At 67.8% G+C, this 23625-nt stretch carries 7 protein-coding genes; all 7 read right to left on the bottom strand.

The window, feature by feature from the left end:
* Positions 1-12 precede the first annotated feature (12 nt).
* Entirely contained in the window at positions 13-9918 is a 9906-nt protein-coding gene (locus ACF06X_RS22875; RefSeq protein ID WP_392289129.1) for a LamG-like jellyroll fold domain-containing protein, read from the bottom strand.
* A gap of 275 nt (positions 9919-10193) precedes the next feature.
* The gene (locus ACF06X_RS22880) at positions 10194-10712 is read right to left on the bottom strand and encodes an SMI1/KNR4 family protein (protein ID WP_392289130.1); all 519 of its coding nucleotides are present in this window, start codon (positions 10710-10712) and stop codon (positions 10194-10196) included.
* 31 nt (positions 10713-10743) lie between these two features.
* On the bottom strand, positions 10744-11205 hold the full coding sequence (locus ACF06X_RS22885) for a hypothetical protein (RefSeq protein ID WP_392289131.1): 462 nt from the start codon (positions 11203-11205) through the stop codon (positions 10744-10746).
* 17 nt (positions 11206-11222) lie between these two features.
* Positions 11223-11639, bottom strand: a complete 417-nt coding sequence (locus tag ACF06X_RS22890; RefSeq protein ID WP_392289132.1) for a type II toxin-antitoxin system VapC family toxin — start codon at positions 11637-11639, stop codon at positions 11223-11225.
* The gene (locus tag ACF06X_RS22895) at positions 11636-11908 is read right to left on the bottom strand and encodes a CopG family transcriptional regulator (RefSeq protein WP_392289133.1); all 273 of its coding nucleotides are present in this window, start codon (positions 11906-11908) and stop codon (positions 11636-11638) included. Before ACF06X_RS22895 ends, ACF06X_RS22890 begins: the two co-directional genes overlap by 4 nt.
* Before the next feature lie 310 nt (positions 11909-12218).
* Positions 12219-12896 carry a hypothetical protein gene (locus tag ACF06X_RS22900; RefSeq protein WP_392289134.1) on the bottom strand — a complete coding sequence of 226 codons (678 nt, stop codon included), beginning with the start codon at positions 12894-12896 and terminating at the stop codon, positions 12219-12221.
* Entirely contained in the window at positions 12893-23584 is a 10692-nt protein-coding gene (locus tag ACF06X_RS22905) for a LamG-like jellyroll fold domain-containing protein (protein WP_392289135.1), read from the bottom strand. The genes ACF06X_RS22900 and ACF06X_RS22905 overlap by 4 nt, the downstream gene beginning before the upstream one ends.
* Positions 23585-23625 lie beyond the last annotated feature (41 nt).

Genomic DNA, 23625 nt, shown 5'->3' on the forward strand with positions numbered 1-23625 from the left:
TCTCACGTCATCTCATCGCCGCGGAATGGTGACCTCCTCGTTCCAGACGATGTCCTGGCTCTTCTTCGAGAAACGGCCGGAGGAGAACATGTTGTTGAGCGGTTCCCCGGCCTTCTTCGCGTACCACTCGCTGTAGCCGCCCCACGACGGGCTCGGGCGGGACGCCGAGAACATGGTGCTCTCGTTGTACACCTTGAACCCCACGGTCGCCTTCCCCGTCTTGGTGTTCACCGAGGTGACGCGGTACTTGAGGGTGTACGAGCCGAGGTACGCCGCGGAGGAGTTCGTGGTGAAGTCGCGGACGAGCTTGACCACGGACTTCCCCTCCTCGTCGTCCGCGCCCAGGCGGTACGGCTTCTCGTGCCACTTCCCATCGGCCTTGAGCTTTCCGCTCCCGAGGTCCCGGGCGATGGCGTCCTTCGTGTAGTCCACGTGGGCGTGCTGCTTGAGGGTCTTGGTGAACATGCTGTTGCCGTCCAGGACCCGGTGCTTCGGCCCCTTGCCGCTCACCCAGTCGTAGCCGAGATCGAAGGCTGAGGGATCCTTGGAGATGCCGAAGAGCGTGGGAGCGAAGAACCGCACGACCGGCTTCGAGGCGTCCACCAAGTGGGCGTTGGTCTTGAAGGCCACGCTGACACCGAACATCCACTTGCGCGCGAAGCTGTCCCGCTTCCGGTCCAGCTCCCTGAGCCTCTCGATGTGCTCGCGCTTCTTCTTGGCCCTGAGGAAGTTCGCACGAGCCTTTTTGATCTTGAGAGACCTCACGAAGGCGGCCTTGGCCTTCGCCTTGTTCGCCCTCGCCAGATTGGCCAAGTACCTCGGATCCTTCAGGATCCTGAGCTTGGCCCTCACAGCCTTCTTGGCCTTGGCCCTCACGTACCTGACGACCTTCTTGACGCTGTCCCGGATGCGGGACACCGCCTTGAACACACCGCGCGGCTTGTGGCGGATCACCTTGACGACCCGGTGCTTCTTGCGCGGCTTGAGGACCGACTTCACAGCTCGGCGGGCGACCGACTTGACGGCCTTCTTCACCTTGTTGATGAAGCTCGGCCAGTGACCCGTGGGATCGGTGGCCGACATCGGGTTGTCGTCCGCGTAGGCGTAGCGGTTGGCGCCCACCGACGCCGGCAGCGGCGAGAGGCTCACCGTGTCCCGGCTGGTGAACTGGCCGGCGTTCGGCGAGTACCAGCGCGCGGCCATGTTGACCTTGGAGGTCTCCGGGTCGGTCCAGCCCGACTGGTAGCCGAGGCTGCCGAGGATCCCGGTCGTCTGCGACACCTTGCCGAACGGGGAGTACGTCCTCGAACCGGTCAGTGCCTCGCCCGAGGCGGTGAACTGCGCCACCACGTCGTCGTGCAGGTCCGTGAGGGCCAGCACCGAGGAGGCGGGCGTCTTCACACCCAGCAGGGAGCCGTCGGCGTTGCGGCTGTAGGACGTGATGCCGTCCGAGGCCACGTCGTTCCCGACGCCGCTGTACGCGAACGTGAACAGCGCGCTGCCCGTCTCGTCCTTGGCCTCCAGGACCCGGTCGAAGCCGTCGTACGTGTAGGTACGCTCGCCCTCGTTGACGACCCGGTTGAAGGCGTCGGCCTTGACCGCGACGGTGCCGCCGACGTTCGTGACCTGACTCAGCGTGCCCCGCGCGGTGTACATGTACGTGTCGCCGCCGGCCTTCATGAGCCGGTTGCGGGCGTCATAGGTGTACGTGTCGGCGCCCACCTGGGTCCGGTTGCCGGACTTGTCGTAGCCGTAGACCTCCGTCGTGGTCCCGTTGTTCCAGGACGTCAGGCGGTTGGCCCAGTCGTACGTGTACGTGTTGGCGGACGAGCCCGCGAGACCGGCCGTCGTCTTCGACGTCATGCTGCCGTTCTCGTCCCAGCCGTAGTCGATCGAGGACAGAACCCGGCCGGTCGGGGAGGTCAGCTTGTCCTGAGTCATCCTTTCCAGTGCGTCGTACGAGAAGGTCCGCTTGGACTTCCCCGTGCCGTAATCGATCTGCGTGACCCGGTCGTCGACGTCGTAGGCGTACGTCGCCGTCGTACCGGTGGCGCCGTCGTTGACGGTCTTGAGCCGGCCCGCCGTGTCGTAGCCGTACGCGGTCGTGCCCGAGGCGTCGGTGCGCGAGGTCATCGACCCGTCGGCGTTGTACGCGAAGGACGAAACGCCCGAAGGACCGGCCGTGGACAGGAGCAGGCCGCGGTCGTCGTAGGTGAAGGTGTTCTTGACGTCACCGGCGCCCGCGACGGCCGTGAGACGGTCGTCGGAGTCGTACGTGTAGGTGTGGTCGACCGTGGCGGCCTCCGCACCCGTGCCCGACTGCCGGACGAGGCGGTCCTCCGCGTCGTACTCGTTGACGACGGTCACACCGCCCGGGGAACGGATCTCCTTCGCCCGGCCGCCCGCGTCGTACACCGTGGTGAACGTCCGGTCCGCCGCGGCGGGGTGGGACGGCGTGGACGGCTCGATCTCCGACTCGACCAGACCCCAGCTGTTGTACGTGGTGAGGAACGGGTTGCCCCGGCCGTCGGTGAACCGCGTCCGGTTGCCCTCCGCGTCGTAGCCGAAGGTCGTGGTGATCGACTCGGTCGCCGAGACCGGCTGCACCGCCTTCGTGACGGCACCCGAGGCGTCCGTCGTGAAGGTCGTGGTGCGTCCCCGGTAGTCCGTCACCGAGGTGGCGTTGCCCTCCCTGTCGTAAGTGGTGCGCATGGTGCGCAGCACCGCGCCCTGGGCGTCCAGGTCGCTGGTGGCGACGAGCTGCCCGAACGCGTCGTACGTGTTCTTCGTGCTGGTGCCGTCCGGGTCCGTCGCGGTGAGGACGCGGCCCTCCATGTCGTACGTGAACCGGTTGATGTGGCCCGAGGCGTCGGTGACCTCGGTCTTCTCCCCCAGCACGTTGTACTTGTACGACTCCGGGACGCCGGCGGCGCTCACCGTCCGGGAGAGCTCACCGCCCGGGCCGTCGTACTCGTGGGTCACGGTGTGCGCCCGCTGCGTGGGCTGCCGGACGATGTCCGAGACCGTGAGCCGGTGACCCAGGTAGTCCCAGGTGCTCTCCTGCCGGGCGCCGTTCGGCCGGGTGGCCGAGAGCTCGTCGCCGTTGGTGGAGTAGGTGTACGTCGTCGTACCGCCGCTGGAGTCCGTGACCGAGGCCTTGTCACCGAGCTGCGTGTACGTGTACGTGGTGCGGTTGCCGAGCTCGTCGACCTCCGCCGAGAGCTGGCCGAGCCTGTTGTACTCGTTCCAGCTCGTGGCCTGGATCGCGGTCGTGCCGCCCGGCGGGGTGTAGGCCGGCAGCGTCGTGGACGTCTCCCGGCCCTCGGCGTCGTACGCCATCACCGTCACGTTGCCGAGGTTGTCCGAGGTCTCGGTCATCTCGCCGAACGTGTTGTAGCCGGTCATCGACACGGGGCGGACGGAGACCGGAGCGCCGCCGTTCTGCTCCGCGTTGACGGCCGGTTCGGTGACCGAGGTCTGCCGCTCCGCCTCGTCGTAGCCGTAGTCGGTGACGGAGCCGTTGGCGTCGGTCGTCGAGAGCGCCAGGCCGCGCTGGTCCAGCTTCGAGGTCGTGGTGCGGACGGAGCTGCCGGCTGCCGGGAGCGTGCCGCCCTTGACCGCGGAGACCTGCGCCGCGGTCAGCGCCTCGCTGTAGACCTGGACGTCGTCGATCCCTCCCTTGAACTCGTAGTCGTAGGTCGCCGCGTACTTGTGACGGCCGATCTGCAGCGGACCGGTCGCCTCCCAGGGGGAGCTGTACGGGACCTCCTGGGCGAGCGTGCCGTTGACGTACAGGCGCAGCTTGGCGGCCTGGGCGTCGTACACGCCGACGAGGTGGGTCCAGGCACCGGCGACTGCCGCGGACGAGGCGGACACCGCCCGGTCGTACGTCAGCGGTGTGGCGTCCGCCCGGGGCCGGGCGAAGGCCCAGCCGGTGTTGGCCGCGTAGTACAGCACGAAGCCGTAGACGTTCTCGCCGTCCTGGGAGAGGACGGTCCGGCCGGTGGTGAGGTCGGACAGCTTGGCCCACGCGGAGACGGTGAAGCTGCCGGCCGTGTTCACGGCCGGGCCCGAGGTCTGCGCCCACGAGTTGGTGTCACCGTCGAAGACGGCGCTGCCGCTCCGGTCGGTGTTCCAGTGCATGCCGGTGCCGTGGCTGCCGGTGTTGTTGCCGCCGGAGGAGTCGGCCAGGCCGTAGCCCGTCGTCTCGTCCAGCTTGTACCGCGCCACCGGGGCGGTCGTACCGTCGTGCAGGGTGCTGCCGGTGACGTTGCCCAGGTGGTCGTGCTGGGTGTCCGTCGTGGTGACCTCACCCGTCGTCGAGTCGGTCTCCGTCTCGGACACCACGTGGTCGTCCGGGTCGTAGGACACCTTCGTCGAGCGGGCGAGCCCGTTCGGGTCCAGGACCGAGGACACCGTACGGTCGGCCGCGTCCACCGTGAAGGTGGTGCGCGCCCGCCCGTTCTTCGTGATCTGCTCGATCAGGTTGCCCTCGGCGTCGTAGCTGTTCGCCTGCTCCGTGAACGACCTGCCGGACACCGGATCCTTGCGGACCACGCTCGCCGAGAGGCCGTCGTCGGTGTAGGTGTACGCCGTGACCCAGCCCATCGCGTCGGTGACCGACGCGAGCCGGCCCGCCGGGTCGTACGCCCGGGACTCCTGGACCAGGGTCGTCGGCGCGGACGGGTTGTTCGGGTCGCCCGTGTAGTTCAGCAGGCTGATGGTGAGCGGACGCTTCTCGGCATCGAAGGCGGAGACGGTGATGTTCCCCGCGGGGTCGGTCTCCTTGACCTTGTTGCCGTAGACGTCGTACTCGAACGACGTGGTGTCGCCGCCCGGGTCCGTCTTGGTCGCCAGCTGGTTGTACGCGTTGTACGTCATCGACGTCGTGCGCGCGGCGTCGCCACCGGTCAGGTCGGCGACGGTCTGGGACAGGACGTTGCCGTCCGGGTCGAACGCGGTCGTCGTCCTCGCCTGGTGCACCGCGCCGGTGACCCGGTTGGTGACCTTCGGCGCGGTGTCGGTGACGACCTGGTCGTTCTTGTCGTACGTCAGCGAGGTCGTCAGACCCGCGGGGTGGGAGTCCGAGATCTCGGTCGTGCTGGTCTGCCGGCCGAGGTTGTCGTACGTGTACTTCACCGTGGTGCCGTTGGCATCGGTGGTCTGGGCGAGATCACCGTTGGCGAAGTAGGTGTGCGACGTCTTCTTGCCGCCGGGGGTGGTGACGGTCGCCACCAGGCCGGCGGGCGCCTTCGCGGTGCCGCCTTCCGCCGCCGGGGTGGCGGTGGTGGTGTACGTCGTCGTCGTGGTCCGGCCGTTCGGGTGGCCGGCCACCGGCGGCGAGGTCACCGCGGTGACATTGCCGGACGTGTCGTAGGTGTAGCTGGTCAGGTAGGTGTTGTCCGTGGGGCCCGAGGAACGGCCGTCGCGCTCGGTGAGCACGAGGTCGTTGCGCAGGTCCATCGGCGGAAACGCCGTGGTCGCGTCCGGGAAGTAGGTGAAGTACTCCGTCGAACACTTGTTGGCCTTGGTGTCCTGGCAGGTGGTCTGGGAGACCGCGTTGCCCCGGACGTCATGACCGGTGATCGAACGGTTGCCGTTGGGGTCCGTCACGGTGTGCAGGAAGCCACCCGTGTCGTAGCCGTAGGTCGTCCGCCTGCCCTCCGTGTCGAGCGAGGCCAGCAGGCGGTTGCCCATCTCCGCGTCGTACACGTAGGTCAGCGTCTTGTTGCTCGGGTCGGTCAGCTTGACCGTCCGCACCGGGGCGACACCGGAGGACGCCTTGAAGGCGGACCAGTGCTTCTCGACCTCGGCCGCGTTCAGCCCCTTGGAGTAGACCGCGACATCGGCGATGGAGCCGGTGAAGTAGCTGACGTCACCCGGCGAGCTGTACCACTTGCTGAAGCCCGCGCCGATGAACGTCCGCGACGTCGTCTGGTCGTTCGGAGCACCGGTGCAGGTGCCCTGCTTGACGCCGTCGAGGTAGAGCGTCTGCGTCGTACCCGTCGCCGACAGGACGGCGTGGTGCCACTTGTCGTCCGTCACCTCGTCAGTGGAACCGAGCGTGGCGTTGCCGTTGCAGGTGGAGCTCCACCAGTGGCCGTGGAGCTTGTTGTCCGCGCCGACGTAGAGCAGGTCGCTCCAGGTGCCGGTGATGCCGCCCGGGTCGTTCGGAGCGACGCTCTGGTCGCTCATGATGACGCCCGGATTGGCCGTCTTGAACCACAGCTCGACGGACCGGTCCGGCTTGTTGTGCCAGACGCCGTGCGGCACCTCCACGAAGGAGCTCGTGCCGTCGAACTGGGCCGCCGTGACGTCGGCGGCGCCGAACGGACCCTCCACACCCTGCGTCACGTTGTTGTACGTGCCGAAGCCGGTGTGCAGCTCGTTCGCGGCCTGTGTCGCCGCCTGGGTGTCGTCCAGACGCCAGTAGCCCGCGGGCGTGGAGCCCATCACGGCCGACCGGTAGACCTGCGAGGAGCCGGTCACCGTGGCCGGGTTGAGCTTCCACGTACCGCCGTTGCCGTCGGTGGCCTGGAGGACCAGGTCGTCGGTGGTGCCGTAGACGACCGAGGCCTGCGTCTTGCCGTTCGGCGTCGTGATCTTGTTCAGCAGACCGGCGGACCGCTTGGCGGCCTGGTACTGCGCGGAGATCACCGAGGCGGGAAGCGGCTCGGCGTAGATGGCCACCTCGGCCATCTGGCCGGTGAAGTGCCCCAGCTTGTCGTTCGGGTTCATCGAGGGCCAGCCGTTGGTGTTCACACCGGCGCCGAGGCTGATGTAGGGCTGCGCCCAGTCGTTGATCGTGCCCGTCAGCGAACCCTGGGACACGCCGTCCAGGTACAGCGTCTGGCTGCTGGCCATACCGGTGAGGACGGCGTGGTGCCACTGGCCGTCGGTGACGGTCGCGGTCGACGTGATCGTCGTCGTGCAGCCGGGCGACATCGCGAGACAGCCGCGCAGCTTGCCGTCCATGCCGACGTACACGGCGGGGGTGTTCTTCGTGGTGTTGGCGACCGGGTTGGGGTCGCTCAGCGGCTTGTCGCCGTAGTAGAAGAGGACACCGCCCGCCGTGGTCGTCTTGAACCACAGCGACACCGACGTGTACGACGGCGTCGCACCGGGAGCGCTCGGCATCTCGACGTACGAGGTGGTGCCGTTGAAGGTCGCCGTCTTCTGGGTGGAGCCGGCGAGCACCGAGGTGCTGCCCAGCGTCACGTTCTTGTACGTGCCGTTGTACTGGCCCTGGTTGGTGTCCACCGCGTCCGCGGCGACGGTGCCGAACGTCTCACCGAGCCGCCAGTAGGCGAACGGGTCGGCGTCCAGGACCGTGGTGCGGTAGTGGTTTCCGGTGGCGTACGTGTACGTCGTGCACTTGGTCCAGTCGGCCGGCGGGCACACCTTGGTGAGCTGGTCGCCGGTGTAGCCGTACTTCCACGTCTTCGCGCTGCCGGCGTCGCCGACGATCGCCGGGTCGGTGAAAACGGTCTCCACGTGGGGCGCGGTCGCGTCGACCGGCGTGACCCACGTCAGACCGAGGGAGCGCTTCGACGTGGTGTTGGTGATCTTGGTCAGTCGCTTGTTCGCGTCGTACGTGAACGTCTCCGCCCGGCCGCCGAAGTCCACGATGCCGGATATCGCGTAGACCCCGGCCTTGGCCGTGGCCTGCGTGAAGGAGTAGGCGGTGAAGTCCTTGTCCGTCAGCTTGAAACCGCCGGTGACCGCTTCGAGGCGCGCGTAGCGGCCCAGCGGGGGCACGAACGTGCCGTTGCTGTTGCGGCCGAACGCGACCTGCTCACCGCCCGGGTACGTGATCACCACACTGGTGATCACGCCGGCGGCATCCTTGACCTCGGCCGCCTTCATGTCGACGACCGTCGACCAGCCGGCGCCGAAGGCGCTGTCCACGCGCGGGTCGAGGCTGTTGTACGAGCGGTCGATCTCCAGGGACGGGCCGATCACCGGCACGTCGGCGTCGGTGTCCTCGGTGGTGTAGTTGCCGTCGCTCGGGTCGAAGTCGTGGCCGTGGGTGTTCATCGACAGACCCGAGGTCACCGGCGGCTGCGGCACGGCGGTCGTGAAGCGGCTGGAGTGGACGATCCGCGTCGTGCCGTCGGTGACACCCACGTACCAGAGATAGTTCTTCGACCAGCTGAGCTTGGCCGCCGGGACCTTCCAGCTGCCCTTGGTGAGCGCGCCGGAGGTGACGACAGGGGTGGTGGAGCCGGTGTCGGCGTCGTAGACCTCGAAGGTGTACGAGAGCGGGTTCGGCCCCTTGTCGGCGTCGCTGGCCTGGACGATCAGCTCCGGCTGGAGGGTGTTGGCCTGGAAGTTCTCCGGCGGGTAGGAGGCGTTGACCTGTGGAGCCGTGTTGGCCGTGTAGGTCAGGTCCAGGGCCGGCCGGAAACCGGCGGTGGCCGCGTTGTCCGAGTGGAACTTCTTCCAGTGCAGCCCGTCGTTGGTCGGCGCGGTCATCGCGAGACCGTGGTTCGCGGCGCCACTGGCGACCTGGTTGAACCACGTCGTGGAGAGGCTGACCGGCATCTTCACACCGACGCTCGCCGAGTTCGCGTCGTTGGAGCAGGACGCTCCGGGCGCGGGCGTGGCGGAGCCGATGGCGGAGCCGTACGCCGGGCCCGGATAGGTCGTGGTCGTGGTCGGCGACCAGGACTGGGTCACCGGGTGCACGGAGAACGACTGGGCGGAGCAGGTCGAGGACCAGAGCGCGTACACGTTCAGGGTGGCGGCGGTGACCCGCTGCCCCGCCAGCGTGGTGCCCAGCGAGGAGAACTGCAGGAACGAGTTCGCCTTGTTGGTGCCCGAGTCGTACGAACCGACCTTGATCTGCGTCTCGGTCGAGCGGTCCGCGCTGTAGTTGCTCTGGACGTACGTGGAGTTGGACGACGTCACCGTCGGGTCGACGGAAACGGGGTAGACCCGCTCGGGCGCGTCGAGCCACTTGCGGTCGGCGGTCATCCGCAGGGCGGGCTTGCCGTCGAGGGTGATGAGCTCGTAGCTCACCGCCCGGGACTGGGCGGCGTCGCCGGAGCGCGGGTCGATCTTGGAGTCCTCCATGTACGCGTGCGGGATGGTCGCGGTGACCTTGCCCGTCGCGTCCGTGAACTCCACATCACCGTCGGCGGCTATTCGGGGCGTGAGCCCCTTGGTTTCGAGGGGGAAGGTCCAGGAGTTCACCGCCTGCGGGGAGCGCAGGACGATGTTCTCCTTGAAGCCCTCCGCGAGGGGGATGAGCTGGAGGTCGGTGTCGGGCAGGACGCCCGCGTAGGTCACCGTGCCGTTGGCGGCCACCGTGGGCTCGGCCTTGGCGGCACCCTTCAGCGCGTACCCGAGCGAGCGCCCGGCGCCGAAGTCTACGGAGGCGAGCTGCCGGTCGGCGGCGCTCCGCGCGAACTCGATGTCGAGCGAGTTCGCGCGCTGCTGGAGCCGGCCGTCTGTGTCACCGGTCAGCCGCGTGTCGATCGGCTTCCAAGAACCGTCGGTGGCCTTGAAGTTGGCGCGGCCAGGGTGGTGGCGGACCGTGGTGGAGCCGTCGGCGTTGACGTAGTAGTCCGACGTCGCCGTGGACTTCTTCGCGTCGCGCTTGCTGGTACGGGCGTCGAAGCTCTCGGCGTCGCCGGGTGCGGCGCCGGTCCTGGCCTGTCCGGGCTTGTCGGTGTGCCGCTCGTACGGGTCGAGCTCGCCCTTGCCCTTACCGGGCTTCCGGCCCGCGTCACCCTCTTCGCTGGTGGCGTCGGACGAGGCGTGATGGCTCTTACCGCGGGCGGAACCGCCCTGCTGGTCAGGGGTGTCGAGTGGGCTCTCGTCGGCCCACTTCAACAGGCCGGAGAGGGAGAGGTCGGGCATGCGGACCGGCGAGAGCGTGGCCCCGGTGGCCATCGCCGTCTCGGTGGTCAGCATGCAGGAGAAGGAGGACAGGACGAAAAGAGCCGTAGCTCTGAGTCTGCGCCTGCCGGGACGACCCGGTGGACGCAGCCCAGGGCTACGGACCCAACGATCATTCATGGGTGAGCCTCTGCTTACAGGTTGTTTACAAAGCTTCGTGAGCCTGCCCGACTCCCGTACGCGAGTGCCACCGGTGATCAAGGTGCTTTGCAAGATCTTTGCGTACGCACGGAAGCGGCCCGCCCCAGAGACTCGGGACGGGCCGCGACTGTTGCTGTACTGATCAGAGATCAGTCCTCGTCATCGCCGAACGTTCTGCACGAGACGAAGCCGTTCACAAACTCCTCGAAGGAGTTCGCGAGGCGCCTCGGCACCCGGTCCTCGTCGATGTACGCCACGGCGGGCTCGCCGAGGGGACCGCACTCGGAATAGTCGAGCATGACCGTGTCGTGCCCGGCGGAGGGAGTGAGGCCGAGGACGACGCCGATCTCGGGATACTGCCATTCGGCGATCATGTCGGGCGACACGACGTCCACTCCCCACTCACCCCCGACTCCCCAGAGCACGTCGAGGCACACGTGGTCGGGGGCCCACGACGTGGGAGACGCGGTGGGGAAGCACCGCTTCTTCAGCTCGCCGCCGTTCTGGACGGACAGCAGATCGACGTAGCTCTTCGGCAGGCGAACCCGGAGCACGTCCTCCGCCTGCCGGATCATTTCGGCATCCACCGGCGGACCAGCGAACTCGGACCCCTCCGTGTGGTCGAAAACCACGACCTCAGACTCCCCTCTGGCAGCAACGCCTTGCATGACCGATCCGACGCGACACAGCCGGACCTCCTCACCGCACGCCCTCCGCTCGGCGGGTGACGAGCGTCAGGGTCGGACCGTAGTCGTCGGGATCGTCCGTCACCGAGACGTCGAACTCCCGCCCGGGGAAGGCTTCGCGGGCCGCGTACCGCCACATCGCGGCGATCTCCTCCGCGAGCGGGCGCAGCGCCGCGTACTCCGCGTCGGAGGTGGGCGTGAAGTGGTCCCACAGGTGGACGTGGTTCACGAGGGCCTCGACCGCGCGCAGGTCGCCGGCCAGGTGCGCGATCCACCTGTCCACGCCGGGCCGGTCGAAGCGGAAGCCGAGCAGGACGCAGCCTTCGTACTCCACGAACGCGGGCCGGAACAGCGCGGCGAGCGCCAAGGCCTGTGGGATCGAGGCGTTGGCGGACATGAAGCCCTGGAGATGGAAGTCGTCCGACTCGACGACCCACTCCGTGAGCTCGGGCAGTCCTCTGGGGTTCAGATCCACGGCTCTCAGGGGTCCTGTCAGGGGAGAAGGGTGAAGGCCGTCGTGTGTGCGGGGCGCACGGCGCCGAAGTGCTTACGGTCGACCGTTGCCACCTCGTGGACGCCGAGGCGCTCGGCACAGGCGATCACGGAAGCGTCGACCGGGCCGAGCGGGAAGCTCGCGTACCGGGCGGTGAGCTCGGCGATACGCAGCCAGTCACCCGGATGCACCGGCTCCACCGTGAACAGGCCCTCTGCGAAGTCCTGGGCCAGCAGGAGCTCGGCGCGCGGCCCGAGCCTGCGTCCCGCGAGGTGAGCCACCTCCGCGATCACCAGGGCCGGGACCAGGAGCGGCCCCGGATGGCTCTCCAGGAGGCGGACGGAGGCCTCGTGCCAGGCATCACTGCGGTCGAGCAACGCGTAGAGCGGCCCGGCGTCGACGACGAGTGCGCTCATGCGCCGAGCCGCGACGGCGGCCCGCCTTCCTCGTCGGCCAGCCCGGCGAGCAGCTCCTCCATGCGCTCGGAGATGTCGCTGCGGCCGCTGTCGCCCGATCCGGTGGAATGGAACCGGCGCAGCACGGGGGCCTCGCCCTGCTCGCCGCCGGGCAGGTGGGCGGCGATCGCCTCCCGGGTCCACTCGGAGACGGTCATCCCGCGCCTGGCCGCTTCGTGGCGCATCCGGGCGTCCAGCGATTCGTCGATCTTGATCGTCGTCCGCTTCATGTATGCCAGCATACCGACGGCCGTCACGCGGCACACTCCTCGTGGGCGCTGCGGCAACCGGACATGCGCCGGGTTCGGGACCGCGGAAGGCCTCGCGCCCGCTAGGGACCCGCCCCGCCGGGTCGTGGCACACCAACGTCCCGCCAACCATGACAACGCCCCGCCACGGACTTCTGTGGCGGGGCGTTGTCATTCGTGCGGTCCAGCTGCACCTGGCCAGGCTCGGCGCGGAAGGCTCATTCAGGTTCCCCGCAAGCGGTGGCGCGAGTATCTCCCGTGAGCACTTCAGTGGCGAGCTGTCAGGTCATTCTCACTCTCCAGTTCCCACTTCTCTGATCTTCCCCAGTTTATGGTGGGAAATCTGGCCATCGATGACTGCCGTGAGGGAATCCCGGTCAGCCGCCTTAGCTGCGAGAGATTCAATCCAGGCCTCGGAACCTTCCCAATCGAAGGGCAACCTGGCCTTCGGCCAGATGCCAGCGAGCTCGCGGGCGAGCTGCAGTCCTTCTTCGACCAGGTCGACCCTGCCCACGGCTGCGGCGATAAGGACGCTGTCCTCCATCTCCAGAACGGTCGGCGGGAGGCCGGCCGACTTTGCTTCGAGGCTGGCCGAGTGGTACTGCCGGACGATGGCCTCCACACTCGGAGGAGCACCGAGAGAGAGCTGGCTCTGCTGCTTCAATCGATCTACCGCAGCTTGAAATTCGTCCTCATGCCGCGAGAACAAAATGGTTTCAGGCTGACCGGAAGATCTCACCAGCCGCTGCGGGAGCATGAGCGAGATCGCAGGGAACTCTCTCGTCAGCGCGTGTACGTGCGCCGTCGGGGTGTATCCGTCCCCAGACGTCGATCGGTCAAGGCAGACCCCCTGCATCACCGGCCCGATACGGCGCAGTAGATGCAAGGGCCGCCAGACGTCGAACCCGGGCAGGGCCGTGGCCCAGTCAGCGGTCGCCCGCCGACTCGTCACAGCGCTCGACTTCGTCATGGATTCACCTCGATCGTGACCGGACCTCCCGGCACGTGCCGAGCGTTATGGTTCGCCTGGGTCTGGCCGATTCCATTACCGGGATGCTTGATGAATTTGTAGTCGTAGACGATACCCGATGCTGGATCGAAGACGTCCGGCCGGGCACTGCCCTTGGTGCCGTGTGGCACGACAGCACCATTGAGGTAGCTCTGCTCTGCGATGAGACCACGATTGCCATAGATCCCCTGGTAGCGATTCAGCAGAGTCTCAGCGTACTTGTGCTTCTTACTGCCGGGTACGGCGCCGCTCCCTCCAAGCTTCTTCTGAGCGCGAGTGGCGATAGCCTGGATGAGTTCGAGGTCCGTCGGGTCCGTGGAGCCGTTACAAGAGCAGCTGTTGCCATTGGGAGCAACTCCGCCATTGCAATTGTGCACGAGCACTGCAGCGCTCGTATCGACCGCCGCGACCTCGTCGGCCGTCTTCACCGAGTCGCCCGCGAGCACGAAGTACGTGTGCAGACCGTCAACACTCAGGTCGTACGTGACGCGCTGCGCCGTGTACGACTTGACCTCGACGATCGCTGTCAGTGCGCCGTCTCCGTTTTGAACCTTTTGGCCGACGTGCAGGTCGCCCGCCTGGGTCCACGAGTTCCGGGTGGCCTCATAGAACTGGTGGTGCTTCGTGGTCTGGATCGTCTTCGGACCGGCCTTGGTAGCGACGACGACGTCGACGTAGTTCCGGTCGGTCTTGGTGACGATCACCTGCTTGACGCGGTGCTTCTCCTTAGTCTTCTTGCCGGGCTCAGCCGTCAGAACGGTGTCCCCGACCTTGACCTGCGAGATCTGCTTCGTTGTGCCGTCGGCCAGCAGAACGGGCGTGGCGCCCGTGAAGCTGTGCGGAGTACCGCCGCGCCGGATCGGGCACGTGGTGGGCGCTTCCGGCTGGCGGTCCGGCTCCGGAGCCGACTTCGACTTCGGACCGTTTGCCTTGCCCTTCCCGCCGAAGACGCCGCCCGTCGCCGCACCGACCGCCGTGGCCTTCGCCGCGCCGGCGACCGAGCAGCCCTCCTCGCTGTTCACACAGGAGGTGCCGTATTCGACCGCGCCCGTCGCCGCGCCTTCCGCAGCGCCGCTGGCCGCGCCCGAGAGCAGACGACCCGCCGTGCCGGAGAGCAGTCGTCCCGCCGCGCCCGCGGCGAGACCGCCGGCCGCGCCGCCGACGACACCGGTCACGGCGCCGACAGCGACCGCACCGAGGAACCCGCCGACCGACTTCGGCCCGTCGCTCATCATGTAGCCGACACCATTGGCCGCCGCGCCCGCGAGCATCGCGCAGCCGACCGCGCCAACGCCTGCCGTGATGGCCGTGCAGCCCGCGAAGACCGCGACACCCACCGCGACGGAGGCAATGGTCGAGGCGTGTTGCTTGACGAAGTTGGCTGTGGCCTTGGCCGCCTTCTTGACGGCTCTGCCGACCTTCTTGGCTGCCTTGACCACCTTCTTCGCTACGTGTTTGACCGCCTTGGCGACCTTACGCACGGTCTTCTTGACGTGCTTGACGACCTTGTGGACGTAGCGCTTGACCCGCTTGTACGTGCGTTTGACGTATCTCTTGACCTTGCGGACGCTGTCGGACACGTACCGCACGGCCTTGCGGACCGCCCGCTTCGCCCGCTTGACCGCCTTCTTGACCGCCCTCTTGACCTTCTTGGCGGCCTTCTTGACGACCTTGGCGACCTTCTTGACGGCCTTCTTCGTCTTCTTCCAGGCCGACTTGACGGTCTTCTTGACCTTCTTGGTGACCTTGTTCCAGCCCTTGCTGATGGACTCAAAGAAGTGACCCGTCGGGTCGACGCCCGTCATCGGGTTGCCATTGGCGTAGGCGTAGCGGTTCGCGTTCACCGAATTGCCGACCGGGTTGAGGCCCATTGTGTCGCGGCTGTTGAACTGACCGGTTTCCGGCGAGTACCAGCGCGCGGCCATGTTGACCTTGGCCGTCTCCGGGTCGGTCCAGCCCGACTGGTAACCCAGCGCACCCAGCATTCCGGAGGTCTGGACAACCTTGCCGAACGGCGAGTACGTCGTCGATCCGGCCAGCGCCTCGCCCGACGCCGTGAACTGCGCCACCACATCCGTGTGCAGGTCGGTCAGCGCGAGCACCGCCGACACGGACGTCTTCACACCGAACAGTGAGCCGTCCGCGTCGCGGCTGTAGGACGTCACACCGTCCGAGGCCACGTCGTTTCCGGCGCCGCTGTACTGGAAGGTGTGGAGCGCGGCACCCGTTTCGTCCTTCGCCTCCCGGACCCGGTCGAGGCCGTCGTACGTGTACGTACGATCGCCCTCCTGGATCACGCGGTTGAAGGCGTCGGCCTTGACCGACGTCGTCCTGCCGCCCTCGTCCGTGACCGCGCTCATGGTGCCGCGCGCCGTGTACGCGTACGTGTTGTGTCCGTCCGACGTGAGTCGGTTGCGGGCGTCGTACGTGTACGTGTCACCGCCCACGCGGGTCCGGTTGCCGGACGCGTCGTAGCCGTAGACCTCCGTCGCCGTTCCGTTGTTCCAGGACGTCAGGCGGTTGGCCCAGTCGTAGGTGTACGTGTTGGTCGAAGAGCCCGCGAGTCCCGTGGTCGTCTTCGACGTCTCGTTGCCGTTCGCGTCCCACCCGTAGGTGATGGACGAAAGTTCCTTTCCAGTCGGAGAGGTCAGCTTGTCGCTGGTCAGGCGCTGCAGGGCGTCGTAGCCGAAGGAGCGCTTCGCCTTGCCGGCCCCGTAGTCGATCGCTGTCACGGCGTTGTTGACGTTGTAGGCGTACGTCGCCGTCGTGCCGGTGGCGCCGTCGTTGACCGTCTTGAGCCGGCCGGCGGTGTCGTAGCCGTACGTCGACGTGCCCGACGCGTCGGTCCGCGAGGTCATCGCTCCGTCGCCGTTCCAGGCGAAGGACGAGGCACCCGAAGGACCGGACGTGGAGAGCAGCAGACCGCGGTCGTCGTAGGAGAAGGTGTTCTTCTCCTCGCCGGCGCCCGCGACGGCCGTGATCCGGTCGTCGGCGTCGTAGTCATAGGTGTGGTCGACCGTGGTGGCCTCCGCACCCGCACCCGTCTGACGGATCAGTCGGCTCTTGACGTCGTACTCGTGTGAGACGACGACCCCGCCCGGAGAACGCATCTCCTTCACGCGGCCGCCGCCGTCGTACGTCGTCGTGAACGTACGGTCGGCGAGGTTCGGGTGCGTCGGCGTCGACGGCTCGATCTGCGACTCCGGCAGGCCCCACGAGTTGTACGTGGTCAGGAACGGGTTGCCCCGTCCGTCGGTGAACCGCGTCCGGTTGCCCGCCGCGTCATAGCCGTACGTCGTGGTGATCGACTCGGTCGCGGAGACCGGCTCGACGACCTTGGTGACCATACCCGTCGCGTCGTACGTGTACGTCTGGGTGTGCCCCATGGCGTCCGTCATGGACGCCGGGTTGCCCGCCCGGTCGTACTTCATACTCGTCGTGCGCAGCACCGCGCCCGTCGCGTCCAGGTCCTGGATCGACGTCAGCTGTCCGAACCCGTCGTACGTGTTCTTCGTGCTGGTGCCGTCCGCGTCCTTGGCCGTGAGGACCTGGCCGTCCATGTCGTACGTGAACGTCGACACGTTGCCGGCGCCGTCCGTGGCCTCGATGACCTCGCCCTCGGCGTTGTACTTGTACGACTCCGTGACGCCTGTCGGCGACACGGTCCGGGACAGCTCGCCGCCCGGAGCGTTGTACTCGTTGATCGCCGTGAACGCGCGCTGCGTCGGCTGACGCACGATGTCCGTGCTGGTCAGCGGACGCCCCAGGAAGTCCCAGGTGCTCTCCTCACGGGCGCCGTTCGGCCGGGTGGCCGACAGCTGGTCGCCATTGGTGGTGTACGTGTAGGTCGTCGTACCGCCGCCTGGCTCCGTGACCGAGGCCAGGTCGCCGAGCTGCGTGTACGTGTACGTGGTGCGGCCGCCGAGCGGGTCGACCTCCGCCGTGACCTGGCCGAGCCTGTTGTACTCGTTCCACGTCGTGGCCTGGATGGCAGTGGTGCCACCCGGTGCGGTGTACTTCGGCGAGGTCACCGAGGACTCCTGGCCCTCGGCGTCGTACGCCGTCACCGTCACGTTGCCCAGCGGGTCGGACGACTCGGTCGCCTCACCGAAGGTGTTGTAGCCGGTCATCGACACGGGGCGGACGGAGACCGGGGTCCCGCCGTTCTGCTCCGCGTTGACAGCCGGCTCGGTGACGGAGGTCTGCTGGCCCGCTTCGTCGTAGCCGTAGTCGGTGACGTAGCCGTTGGCGTCCGTCATCGACAGCGGCAGACCGCGCTGATCCAGCTTCCAGCTGGCGGAGCGGACGGAGCTGCCCGCAGCCGGGAGCGTGCCGCCCTTGACCGCGGAGACCTGCGTCGCGGTCAGCGCCTCGCTGTAGACCTGGACGTCGTCGATCCCTCCCTTGAACTCGTAGTCGTAGTTCCCGGCACCGAACTTGTGACGGCCGATCTGCAGTGGACCGGTCGCCTCCCAGTTCCCGGCGACCGCTACTTCCTGCGCCAGCGTGCCGTTGACGTACAGGCGCAGCTTGCCGGCCTGGGCGTCGTACATGCCGACGAGGTGGGTCCAGGCACCGGCGACCGCCGCGGACGGGGCGGAGACCGCCCGGTCGTAGGCGAGAGGCAGCGCGTCCGCGCGCGGACGCGCGAAGGCCCAGCCGGTGTTGGCCGCGTAGTACAGCACGAAGCCGTACACGTTGCCGCCGTCCTGGGAGAGGACGGTCCGGCCGGTGGTGAGGTCGGACAGCTTGGCCCAGGCCGAGACCGTGAAGCTGCCGGCCGTGTTCACGGCCGGGCCCGACGTCTGCGCCCAGGAGTTGACGTCACCGTCGAACGCGGCGCTGCCGCCCCGGTCGGTGTTCCAGTGCATGCCGGTGCCGTGGGTACCGGTGTTGTTCGCGCCTGAGGAGTCGGCCAGGCCGTAGCCGGTCGTCTCGTCCAGCTTGTACCGCGCCACCGGGGCGGTCGTACCGTCGTGGACGGTGTTGCCCGTGACGTTGCCCAGGTTGTCGTAGCGCGTGTCCGTGGTGGAGGTGTCGCCCGTCTTCGGGTCGTACTCCGTCTCGGACACCACATTGTCGTCGGGGTCGTAGGACACCTTCGACGTACGCGCGAGGCCGTTCGGGTCCAGGACCGAGCTGGTCGTACGGTCGGCCGCGTCCACCGTGAAGGTGGTGCGCGTCTGGCCGTCGTCCGTGATCTGCTCGATCAGGTTGCCAGCGGCGTCGTAGCTGTTCGCCTGCTCCGTGAAGGACTTGCCGGTCTGCGGGTCCTTGCGGACCACGGTGGCCGACAGGCCGTCGTCGGTGTAGGTGTACGCCGTGACATAGCCCATCGCGTCGGTGATCGACGCGAGGCGGCCCGCCGGGTCGTACGCTCGCGACTCCTGGACGAGAGTGGTAGGAGCCGACGGGTTGTTCGGGTCGCCCGTGTAGTTCAGCAGGCTGGTGGTGAGCGGACGGTTCTCGGCGTCGAAGGTGTAAGTGTTGACGTTCCCCGCGGGGTCCGTCTCCTTCACCTTGTTGCCGTAGACGTCGTACTCGAACGACGTGGTGTCGCCGCCCGGGTCCGTCCTGGTCGCCAGCTGGTTGTACGCGTCGTACGTCATCGACGTCGTGCGCGCCGCGTCACCGCCCGTGAGGTCGGCGACCGTCTGGGACAGGATGTTGCCGTCCGCGTCGAACGCGGTCGTCGTCTTCGCCTGGTGCACCGCGCCGGTGACCCGGTTGGTGACCTTCGGGTCCGTCTCGGTGACGACCTGGTCGTTCTTGTCGTACGTCTGGGACGTGACGAGACCGCCCGGGTTGGCGTCCGATATCTCGGTCTTGGTGAGCTGACGGCCGAGGTTGTCGTACGTGAACTTCGCCTTGCCACCGTTGGCGTCGGTGATCTCCGCGAGATCACCGTTGGCGAAGTACGTGTACGACGTCTTCTTGCCACCGGCCGTCGTCACCTGCGCCACCAGACCAGCCGGTGCGTAACCGGTGTCCGCCGCCAATGTCGTGGCGGTGGTGTACGTCGTCGAGGCGGTCCGCCCGTTGGGGTGGCCCGGCACCGGCGGCGTCGTCACCGAGAGCAGGTTGCCCGCGGTGTCGTACGCGTACGACGTCAGGTACGTGTTGTCCGTGGGGCCCGAGGAACGGCCGTCGCGCTCGGTGAGCACGAGGTCGTTGCGCAGGTCCATCGGCGGCAGCACGGTCGTCGCGTCCGGGAAGTACGTCATGTACTCCGTCGAACACTTGTTGGCCTTGGTGTCCTGGCAGGTGGTCTGGGAGACCGCGTTGCCGCGAACGTCGTGGCCGGTGATGGAGCGGTTGCCGTTGGCGTCCGTCACGGTGTGCAGGAAGCCACCCGTGTCGTAGCCGTAGGTCGTCCGCTTGCCCTCCGAGTCGATCGCGGCGAGCAGGCGGTTGCCCATCTCCGCGTCGTACACGTAGGTCAGCGTCTTGTTGCTGGGGTTGGTCAGCGTGACCGTCCGCACCGGGGCGACGCCCGAGGACGCCTTGTAGCCGGACCAGTGGGTCGCGACGTCCGCGTCGGTCAGGCCCTTGGAGTGGACCGCGACCTCGGCGATGGAGCCGGTGAAGTAGCTGACGGCACCCGGCGAGCTGTACCAGTTGCTGAAGCCGGCGCCGATGAACGTCCGCGACGTCGTCTGGTCGTTCGGAGCACCGGTGCAGGTGCCCTGCTTGACGCCGTCGAGGTAGAGCGTCTGCGTCGTGCCCGAGGCCGACAGGACGGCGTGGTGCCACTTGTCGTCCGCGACCTCAGCCGTGGAACCGAGGGTGGCGTTGCCGTTGCAGGTGGAGCTCCACCAGTGGCCGTGCAGCTTCTTGTCCGCGCCGACGTAGAGCAGGTCGCTCCAGGTGCCGGTGACTCCGCCGGGGTTGTTCGGAGCGACGCTCTGGTCGCTCATGATCACACCGGGCTCGGCCGTCTTGAACCAGAGCTCGACCGAGCGGTCGGGCTTGGCGTGCAGCGGACCGTACGGGATCTCGACGAAGGAGCTGGTCCCGTCGAAGGTCGCCGCCGTCACGTCGTCCGCGCCGAAGGGACCCTGCGCGCCCTGGATGACGTTGTTGTACGTACCGAAGCCGGTGTTGACCTGGTTCGCGGCCTGGGCCGCGCCCTGGGTGTCGTCCAGGCGCCAGTAGCCGGCCGGGGCGGTGCCCATGACCGAGGATCGGTAGACCTGCGACGAACCGGTGATCGTGGCCGGGTTGAGCTTCCACGTACCGCCGTTGCCGTCGGTGGCCTGGAGGACCAGGTCGTCGGTGGTGCCGTAGACGACCGAGGCCTGCGTCTTGCCGTTCGGCGTCGTGATCTTGTTCAGCAGTCCCGCGGACCGCTTGGCGGCCTGGTACTGCGCGGAGATCACGGACTGGGTGAGCGGCTCGGAGAAGATGGCCACCTCGGCCATCTGACCCTCGAAGTGCCCCAGCTTGTCGTTCGGGTCCATCGACGGCCAGCCGTCGGTGTTCACACCCGCGCCCAGGCTGATGTAGGGCTGCACCCAGTCGTTGATGGTGCCCGAGAGGGAGCCCTGCGAGACACCGTCCAGGTACAGGGTCTGGCTGTTCGCCACACCCGTCAGGACCGCGTTGTGCCACTGACCGTCGGTGACGGTCGCGGCGGACGTGATCGTCGTCATGCAGCCGGGCGACATGGCCAGGCAGCCGCGCAGCTTGCCGTCCATGCCGACGTAGACCGCCGGGGTGTTCTTCGTGGTGTTCGCGACCGGGTTGGGGTCGCTCAGCGGCTTGTCGCCGTAGTAGAAGAGGACACCGCCCGCCACGGTCGTCTTGAACCACAGCGATACCGACGTGTACGACGGCGTCGCACCCGGAGCGCTCGGCATCTCCACGTACGAGGTGGTGCCGTTGAACGTGGCCGTCTTCTGGGTGGAGCCCGCCAGCACCGAGGTGCTGCCCAGGGTCACGTTCTTGTACGTGCCGTTGTACTGGCCCTGGTTGGCGTCGATCGCGTCCGCGGCGACCGTGCCCGACGTCTCCCCGAGCCGCCAGTAGGCGAACGGGTCGGCGTCCATGACCGTGGTCCGGTAGTGGTTACCGGTGGTGTACGTGTACGTCGTGCACTTGGTCCAGTCGGCCGGCGGGCACACCTTGGTGAGCTGGTCACCGCTGTAGCCGTACAGCCAGGTCTGGGCGGTCGTGGCGTCACCGGCGGTGGACGGGTCGGTGAAGACCTTCTCCACGTGCGGCACGGTCGCGCCGACCGGGGTGAACCAGGTCAGACCCAGCGACCGCTTCGACGTGGTGTTCGTGATCTTCGTCAGGCGCTTGTTCGTGTCGTACGTGAACGTCTCCGTACGACCGGCGAAGTCCTTGATCGTGCTGATCGCGTACGTACCGGCCTTCGCGGTGGCCTGCGTGAGGCCGTACTCCGTGAAGTCCTTGTCCGTCAGCAGGTAGCCGACCGCCGGGGACACCGCGGGCGCCAGGCGCGCGTAACGGCCCAGCGGCGGCACGAACGTGCCGTCCGTGTTGCGGCCGAAGGCGACCTGCTCACCACCGGGGTACGTGATGACCACGCTGGTGACCGTGCCGGCGCCGTCCTTGACCTCGGTCGCCTTCATGTCGGCGATCGTCGACCAGCCGGCGCCGAAGGCACCGTCGATCCGCGGGTCGAGGCTGTTGTAGGAGCGGTCGATCTCCAGGGACGGGCCGACCACCTCCACGTCGGCGTCGGTGTCCTCGGTGGTGTAGTTGCCGTCCGACGGGTCGAACTCGTGGCCGTCGGTGTTCTGCGCCAGGCCCGAGGTCACCGGCGGCTGCGGCACCGCCGTCGTGAGGCGGCTCGACTCCGTGATCTCGGTCGTGCCGTCACTGACGCCCACGTACCAGTCGTAGTTCTTCGACCACTTCAGCTTGCCCGCCGGGACCTTCCAGACGGCCTTCGTGAGCGCGCCGGAGGTGGCGACGGGCGTGGTGCTGCCGCTGTCCGCGTCGTAGACCTCGAAGGTGTACGAGAGCGGGTTCGGGCCCTTGTCGGCGTCGCTCGCGTAGACGAGCAGCTCCGGCTGGAGGGTGTTGGCCTGGAAGTTCGCCGGCGGGTAAGAGGCGTTGACCTGCGGGGCGGTGTTCGCCGTGTAGGTCAGGTCCAGAGCCGGGCGGAAACCGGCCGTCGCCGAGTTGTCGGAGTGGAACTTCTTCCAGTGCAGCGCGTTGGTGGTCGGCGCGGTCATCGCGAGACCGTAGTTGGCGGCGCCACCGGCGACCTGGTTGAACCAGGTGGTCGACAGCGACACCGGCATCTTCACACCGACGCTCGCCGAGTTGGCGTTGTTGGAGCACGAGGCACCCGGCGCCGGGGTGGCCGAGCCCATGGAGGAGCCGAAGGCCGGGCCGGGGTAGCTCGTGACGCCGGACGGGGTCCAGGACTGGGTGATCGGGTGGACCGAGAACGACGTCGCGGTGCAGGTCGAGGACCAGATCGCGTAGACGTTCAGGGTGGCGGCGGTGACCCGCTGCCCCGCGAGCGTGGTGCCCAGCGAGGAGAACTGCAGGAACGAGTTCGCCTTGTTCGTACCGGAATCGTACGAACCGACCTTGATCTGCGTCTCGGTGGAGTGGTCACCACCGATGGTGTTCTGGGCGTACGTGGAGTTCGACGCGGTCACCGTCGGGTCGACGGTCACCGGGTAGACCCGGGCCGGGTCGTCCAGCCACGCACGGTCCGCGGTCATCCGCAGGGCGGGCTCGCCGTCCACGGTGACCAGCTCGTACGTCACGGCCCGCGACTGGGCGGCGTCGCCCGAGCGCGGGTCGATCTTGGAGTCCTCCATGTACGCGTGCGGGATGGTCGCGGTGACCTTGCCCTTCGCGTCCGTGAACTCCACATCGCCGTCGGCGGTTATTCGGGGCGTGAGCCCCTTCACCGCGAGCGGGAACGTCCAGGAGTTCGCCGCCTGCGGGGAGCGCAGGACGATGTTCTCCTTGAAGCCCTCCGCGAGCGGCACGAGCTGCACGTCGGTGTCCGGCAGGACATTCGCGTAGGTCACCGTGCCGTTGGCCGCCACCGTGGGCTCGGCCTTGGCGGCGTCCTTCAGCGCGTACCCGAGCGAGCGCCCGGAGCCGAAGTCGACCGACGCGAGCTGCTGGTCGGAAGCGTCCGGCGCGAACTCCACATCGAGGGAGTTCACGCGCTGCTGCAGCCGGCCGTCGGTGTCCTCCGTCAGCCGGGTGTCGATCGGCTTCCAGGAACCATCGGCGGCCTTCACGTTCGTACGGCCCGCGAAGTGGCGCACGGTCGTGGAGCCGTCGGCGTTGACGTAGAAGTCCGACGTCGCCGTCGACTTCTTCGCGTCCCGCTTGCTGGTACGGGCGTCGAAGCTCTTGGCGTTGCCCTTGGCGGCGCCGGTCTTCGACGTGCCCGGACGGTCGTTCGGCCGCTCGAACGGATCGAGCTCGCCCTTGCCCTTGCCGGGCGCGCGCCCGGCGTCACCCTCGGCGCTCGTGGCGTCCGACGAGGCGTGGTGACTCTTGCCGCGGGCGGAACCGCCCTGCTGGTCAGGGGTGTCGAGAGGGTTCTCGTTGATCCACTTCCAGAGCCCGGAAAGGGAGAGTTGGGGCATTTTCACCGGCGACAGGGTGGCCCCCATGGCCATCGCCGTCTCGGTGGTGAGCATGCCGGAGAAGAAGACAAGAACAAAAAGAGCCGTAGCCCTCA

The sequence above is a fragment of the Streptomyces sp. NPDC015346 genome (assembly GCF_043078785.1).
In the GTDB taxonomy this organism is placed as follows: Bacteria; Actinomycetota; Actinomycetes; order Streptomycetales; family Streptomycetaceae; genus Streptomyces.